The sequence below is a fragment of the Oleiphilus sp. HI0123 genome, assembly GCF_001635315.1.
Genome location: NZ_LWGE01001844.1, coordinates 1 through 6,661, shown reverse-complemented (window position 1 = coordinate 6,661; position 6,661 = coordinate 1). Strand labels below are relative to the sequence as shown.

General features: G+C 44.2%; 4 protein-coding genes. 3 read left to right on the top strand and 1 reads right to left on the bottom strand.

Going from position 1 to position 6,661, the window contains the following annotated elements; genetic code table 11:
- The 3 genes from A3761_RS24780 to A3761_RS24770 all read left to right on the top strand — a co-directional run.
- A partial coding sequence (locus A3761_RS24780; RefSeq protein WP_197473250.1) for an Ig-like domain-containing protein occupies nucleotides 1-1,074 on the top strand: 1,074 nt, incomplete at its 5' end.
- A 237-nt stretch (nucleotides 1,075-1,311) separates the two neighbouring features.
- On the top strand, nucleotides 1,312-4,989 hold the full coding sequence (locus A3761_RS24775; RefSeq protein ID WP_068554362.1) for a methyl-accepting chemotaxis protein: 3,678 nt from the start codon (nucleotides 1,312-1,314) through the stop codon (nucleotides 4,987-4,989).
- 101 nt (nucleotides 4,990-5,090) lie between these two features.
- Nucleotides 5,091-6,020, top strand: coding sequence for a class I SAM-dependent methyltransferase (locus A3761_RS24770; RefSeq protein WP_068511800.1), 930 nt, complete (start codon nucleotides 5,091-5,093; stop codon nucleotides 6,018-6,020).
- Between the two features lie 33 nt (nucleotides 6,021-6,053).
- Here the strand turns inward: A3761_RS24770 and A3761_RS24765 are convergent, their stop codons facing one another.
- Entirely contained in the window at nucleotides 6,054-6,554 is a 501-nt protein-coding gene (locus A3761_RS24765) for a hypothetical protein (RefSeq protein ID WP_068642400.1), read from the bottom strand.
- Nucleotides 6,555-6,661: the final 107 nt, after the last annotated feature.

The following is a 6,661-nucleotide window of genomic DNA, read 5'->3' as shown; positions in this document are numbered from 1 at the left end:
GACAATAATGTAGATAGCCCAGGACTAATTCGTACCGTTGCCCCCGGTAGTACACGTGTCAGCGCCAGCTTTGAAGGCCTATCGTCCAGCGCAACCTTCACAGTGACGGACGCAATACTAAGTTCTATTGCTATTACCAGCCCTGCTAGCGCGATAAACGTTAACGATGAACTGCAACTGAGTGCCATTGCAGACTACTCCGATAACAGCAGCAAAGATCTCACCCAAGAAGTAAGCTGGATAATCAGTGACAATGATGTTGTATCTATCGAGACGGCATCGAATGACTACTTTTCTAATCAAAGCGGTTTGCTAAAAGCTCTGTCAGCCGGCACCAGCGATATATCTGCCCAGTTACTAAACAGCTCAGGAGAACTTATAAGCTCTAACACTCTGAGCCTCACAATCTCGGAAGACCCTAACGCTACTAAAGCGATATCACTGTCACTGACTCCAAACGTTATTCTAAACAACGGTATTGATAGCTCTATTGTGTCCGCGACTTTAAGCCCTAACTCGGCTAGCGGAGCAATTCCAGATAACACTGAAGTGAGTTTTAGTATCACTGATAATGGCACCACACATATCGAAACGGCTTATACCAGTAATGGCGTCGCTCAAATTACCCTAAGCTCTGAGAATATTGGTCTGATATCAATTGAGGCTTCGAGCAATCAAATTCATAGTTCGTCAGCAATATACAGTACAAATGATTTCAGAAATGTCATCGTAAGCTACGCAGAAGCAGAAGTATTATATGATGCAGAAAACGAGGTCTTAAAATCTGGCAGCACTTTACTAACACTTGTCCGAAACCTATCAAATCGCGACTTCGATCTACCATTAATTGCTGTTATGACTGGCAATCCAGACCCTCAAATACATTTACCTGAATCACCTTTTGACACATCCCTTCTAACAGGAGATCAAGTTTTATCGGGAGGAGAAACAAACGCATTTGGCTACGCCCTATCTGAAGACGTCAGCGGCAGCATTTTTTATATCCTTTATGCATTAAGTGACGACACAACAAATACAGATTTTATAAGCGGTTCTGTATTCAGCTTCCAGTAAACGCCCCTCCCGACAAGAAACGAACCACTCACCACGAGTCTGGTTCGTTTCTCGCCCAGCAACTAATCCAGCGCAGTTTTCGCACCAATACAGTGCCGAACTTCCCCTCCTAAATATTAAGCACTTTTTCTTAAATGGCCTATGCTGAAATAGATTGCGGCTGACAAGTAGTTGCGTCTTCACCACACTAAAAATGTCAGTAACGACGAACTAAAATAGCAATAATAGGAAACAACCATGTCCATCTCTCGAAAAGTTCTCCTCGGATCACTTTCAGTGTCCGTTGTTTCGGTACTATTAACCGCTCTGATTACAGCAGGTGTTGGATTTAATATTGCCGAAAGCGTTATTGAAAACGAAGCACGGAAAGCGCTCATCACACAGCGAGAATCCCAGAAGGACTTTATTCACAGCTACCTACAGACTATCAAACATGAGCTTAAAGCTTTCTCTGCAAGCCATAGTGTCGTCGACTCAGCTGAAGGCTTCATCGCTAGCTATGATGATTTTCCTAAAACCGTCAGTAGCAACGAAATATCTGACAAGTTAGAAGATTATTACACCGGGCAATTTGGTGCCACCTATGCCGAGAGCAATCCAGGCTCTTCATTATCTCCCGGCAATTTACTTAACAGCATTAGCGATAAAGCCCGTTTAATGCAATATCACTTCATTGCAGACAACGCTAACCCCTTAGGTCAAAAAGATGCCTTAGACTCACTCGACTTTAGCTCCGATTACAATGAGGTACACAAAGAGTATCACCCGGAGTTTAGAAAGCACCTTAACGAATTCCAATATTACGACATCTTTTTGATCGATATTGACTCAGGCGAGATTATTTACTCCGTTTTCAAAGAGCTCGATTACGCCACCTCTTTACTTACCGGGCCTTATAAAAATAGTGACTTAGCTAAAGTCTATAAAGAAGCTGCCAACGCAAGTGACCCTGACCACATTGCCTTTACTTCTTTTCAGTCTTATACGCCATCTTATGAAGCTCCTGCCTCCTTTATGGCAAGCCCTGTGGTAAATAAACAAGGTGAGAAAATCGCCGTTTTGGCTTTTCAAATGCCTATCGATGAGCTGAACCGAATCATGACCCATAACGAACAATGGGAAAAGTCTGGTATGGGCTATTCAGGCGAAACTTACCTGGTTTCTCAAGAATTCAAAGCTCAGAGCAAGAGCCGCTTCTTGGTTGAAGACAAAGAGAACTTCTTAAGCGCGCTTAAAGAGAGTGGCGTAAACGAGAAGACGCTTAAGCAAATTGATCTTAAAAACACCAACATTGGCTTCCAAGAAATCCGTACTCCCGGTGTAGAGAAAGCCTTACGGGGCGAAAGTGGCTTTGATATCTTTCCAGACTACCGAGGCGAAGAAGTTCTCTCTGCTTATGGTCCTCTAGAGTTTGAAGGTAGCCGATTCGCACTGCTATCAGAAGTCGACTACGCTGAAGCGCATGCTTTTGCAGGGGATATGATTCGCTCCTTTGCCATATCGGTATTCATTATTGCTGCCATTATTCTGTCTATCGTTGCTTATATCGCTTGGGCATTTTCCAAATCTCTTTCTACTCGCCTCAATACCGCTGTCGAAGTTTCCAATGCCGTTGCCAAAGGCGAAAGAGTTCATATCGAACAAAGCTCTCAGCAAGATGAAATCAGCGACCTAATGAGCGCTCTAGATCGCATGCAAACAGAATTGATTGGCGAATTCGAGCGCCGAGCAGAAGAAACCAGCCGTGTGACTAGCGCCCTGAAAGTTGCCAATACCAACCTGATGATGGCAGATAATGACCTTAACATCATCTACCTCAATAATGCGGTCGAAAAAATGTTTAAGGATGCTGAGTCAGACCTTCGCAAAGACTTACCTAAGTTCTCTGCCGATAACTTGATGGGTGTAAATATTGATGTTTTCCACAAGAATCCGGCTCATCAAAGACAGTTACTAGCCAGCTTAACGCAAAGCTATGAAAGTACTGCCAAAGTCGGTGGCCGCAGCTTCAGAATTGTTGCCAACCCTGTTGAAAGCGAGAACGGCAACCGTTTAGGTACTGTTGTTGAATGGGTAGACGAAACAGAGATGCTCGCCAAGCAAGCGCAGGAAAGACAAGAGGCTGCTGAAAATGTACGCCTGAAACAAGCTCTTGATAACGTAAGTGCTAACGTAATGGTTGCAGACGCCGAGCGAAACATCGTCTATATGAATGATGCCGTACTTGAAACACTTAAAATCGCGGAAGAAGATATTCAACAAGTACTTCCACAGTTTGATGCCAACAATTTACTTGGGCAATCAATTGATATCTTCCATAAAAACCCAAGCCATCAGAAAGAGCTACTAGAGAATCTAAGCGCTCAACACAAAGCCAATATTCAAGTTGGTCGACGCCATATGGAGCTATCAGTCAACCCGGTTAAGACCGAGTCCGGTGACCGTGTCGGTACAGTTGTTGAATGGAAGGATAACACTGAAGCATTGATAAAACGTGAGAATGAGTTACGCGTAGCAAACGAGAATGCTCGCTTAAAAGAAGCATTGGAGAATGTCAGCGCCAATGTGATGGTCGCCGATTATGATCGTACCATTGTCTATATGAACCCTGCGGTCATCAAAACACTCAAAAATGCAGAAGCGGCAATTAAATCAGCCCTACCCAACTTCGATACCGATAACTTATTGGGCCAGAGTATTGACCAATTCCATAAGAACCCGAACCATCAAATCAATGTGCTTGATAACTTGAGCGGCGAACACCAGGCTCATATCGAAGTCGGTGGCCGCCACATGGAGTTGCGCGTTAATGCCGTTGCGAATGAAGCTAAAGAGCGCATCGGAACAGTCGTTGAATGGTTCGACCGTACCAATGAGGTCATGATTCAGCAAGAAGTTGATAACATCGTAAACGCTGCAAGAGCTGGTGACTTGTCTCAGCGAATCGCTATAGCCGGTAAGGAAGGCTTCTTCAAGCAATTGAGTACAGGACTAAATGACGTACTCGATAATACCGACACCTTCATTTCTGATATGAGCAAGCTCTTTGAAGAAATGGCTCAAGGTAATTTGAGTCAGGCACTCTCTACTAATTACCAGGGTGATTTTGAGAATATCGCTAACAATGCTAATGCCACGCTTAGCAAATTGAGTTCTGTTCTAAGTGAAATCATGGGCATATCAAGCTCTGTAAATGAGTCCGCTAATGAGATCTCACAAGGCAGCGTCGACCTAAGCAACCGAACAGAAAGCCAGGCCAGCTCTCTGGAAGAAACCGCTGCCAGCATGGAAGAAATTACCAGTACGGTGAAAGAAAGCGAGAAGAACTCAGACGATGCAAACTACGAAGCTAACGATGCTCGTGTGAAAGCCGAGTCAGGCGGACAAGTTGTTAATCAGGCGGTTGAGGCGATGAAAGAAATTTCTGAATCCAGCAACAAGATTAATGACATTATCGGCGTCATTGATGAGATAGCTTTCCAAACTAACTTATTGGCACTTAACGCAGCTGTGGAAGCCGCAAGGGCAGGTGAACACGGACGTGGTTTTGCAGTGGTGGCAGGTGAAGTTCGAACCTTGTCCCAACGCTCCGCCAGTGCCGCGAAAGAGATCAAAGACCTTATTCGCGACAGTGTCAATAAAGTCGAGTCAGGCTCAATGTTAGTCAATCAGACAGGTGAAACCTTAAATGGCATCGTCCACTCCGTAGAGCAAGTTGCACGCCGTATAGAAAGCGTCAATGTTGCTGCCAAAGAACAATCTAACGGAATTGGACAGATCAACCAGGCCATTTCGCAAATGGATGAGATGACACAACAAAACGCAGCATTGGTTGAAGAAACTGCCGCTGCGTCAAGGTCTATGAGTGACCAGGCGAGTAAGATGCAACAATTGGTTCGTTTCTTCAGAACCTAGTCTGTCTGTGGCATAATTCGCAGCCTAAACCGAAAGGGGAGTCATTTGACTCCCCTTTTTTTGCACCAAAGTCTCAAACCTAGATAAAAACGAACCACTATATGTCAGCACAAACGAACGATATTCTTCAACAAGAACTACTTAGCAATCTATCTCGCTACCAAGATAGAGCGGCTCGCGTTTTCCATGGCAGAGGTAAATACTTTGAAGCGCTAAGCAGTCTGAATATTGAGTGGTACCCGCCCTATTTATTTGTGCAAAACTTTTCAGAAAGTCTTAGTGATGATATCGCCGCAAGTCTCAAAAAAGTATTTGACAACAATCTGTATATTTCAGCGATCATCATACAAACACGCAGTTGGCCTGAGTTAGAAACATCTATTCTCTACCAACGAAGCGAGTGTGAACTCCCGATTGAGCATACCGCTAAACTGAGCGACAAGCTTAAAAGCCATGTGAGCCTAGGAAAAAACCGAAACACCGGCGTGTTCCTGGATATGCGTGCAGGTTGGCAATGGGTTGAAGAAAATGCACAGGACAAGTCTGTGTTGAACCTGTTCTCTTATACCAGCATATTTTCCTTGTTTGCCCTAGAAGGTGGCGCCAAGAAAGTTATTAATATGGATATGTCTGCTGGCGCACTCCGAACAGCTCAGCGTAATCATAATCTCAACGGAATCAGTCAGGGTAAAGCGAATTTTGTAAAACGGGATATATTGAAGTCACGCAAACAATTTTCTTCTTACGGCCCCTTTGACTTGATTATTACCGATCCCCCGCCCTACCAAAAAAAGGCCTTTCGAGGCTGGCAGGACTACAAGCGACTACTTGGCTGGTGCAAGGATTGCCTGAACGAGAATGGCACTTTACTTGTCAGTCTCAACAATCCGCATGTTACACATCAGCAGTTTAAAGATGAACTGGGCGACTGTTTCCCAGAAACCAAAGAAATGACCATCATAGATAGCTGTGCAGAGATCAAAGAAAACGACCCTAGCAAAGGCTTAAAACTCATTGCAGTGAGCTTATAATATAGAGAGGGCAAATCACCTAAACTGAGTCAGCTATTCTTCTATTACATCGATGGTGTAAGAAAGGAAGCGCTCTCCTTCACCGGCCCCGGATTTCAATATCACGGTAAAGCCAATAAATAAGTCTTCGCCACTGCCAGGAGAAGGCAAACCTGTAACGGGAGGTTTTTTATACGTGACGCCCTGATACTTCAGCTTAAAGTTCTTTAGCACAATCTTAGGATCGTCCTCAGTACTCATCACATCAATCGTAATTGACTGCTCAGTATCGCTAGAGATTCTATAGTGACCCGATACCGCATGACCGCCGACAATATCAGCATTGGTCGCAGCAGCTAAGTTTCCGTTTGGCTTTAAGACTATTTTCTTACGTGCATCAGGTATTAAAGCTAAAGGTAATTCTGCCTGCTGCAGTTCTTCAATTATGACCTGTGCTTGAACCCTAAACGATAAGGCACTGCACAAAAGTATAAGGGCACCCACTACAGGTATTGTTTTATTTATCTTCATATCTTTCTGTATGTGTACCGGCATATCACCAGCAGAACGTTAATCCTTTATAGTCCGCTCTCAATTCTACCAACCTGAGTTTTCAATGTACCCAGAGAACGAATCGAACACCCATAACCCGCAATCACATC